The sequence below is a fragment of the Photorhabdus viridis genome (assembly GCF_040256935.1).
Taxonomy (GTDB): Bacteria; Pseudomonadota; Gammaproteobacteria; order Enterobacterales; family Enterobacteriaceae; genus Photorhabdus; species Photorhabdus viridis.
In genome coordinates, this window is the sequence record NZ_JBEJZY010000344.1 from 1 (window position 1) to 320 (window position 320).

General features: G+C 39.1%; 1 protein-coding gene. It reads right to left on the reverse strand.

Annotated features, from left to right (window positions below):
• Positions 1-303: DUF2612 domain-containing protein (locus tag ABR397_RS23660; RefSeq protein WP_350307829.1), on the reverse strand; the 303-nt coding region annotated here is incomplete at its 3' end.
• Positions 304-320: the final 17 nt, after the last annotated feature.

Consider the following 320-nt stretch of genomic DNA (forward strand, 5'->3'; position numbering starts at 1 on the left):
CCCGGAATAAAATGGTGCTTGGTCAAATGGATTTGGATCTGTCGTTGTCGGAACATTCAGTAAAGCTTCACCAAAACCTATATATTTTACATTTTCATTAACAGTCAGCCGCCTGCTGACATTCACTATTTTTCCCCACACATCCAGCCCGTAAGTGTTTGCTGTATCAATGTTCCAAATCAGATCGTAAAATGTATTAATAAACTCAACAGAGGAAACAGCGGCATTGAAACTTCGAATAAGTGAGTTGAGTTTTGGACTAGCGGCATACTGAGCAAGAATAGTTGCTCCCACATTTTCCATTTATGAACCTACTAATT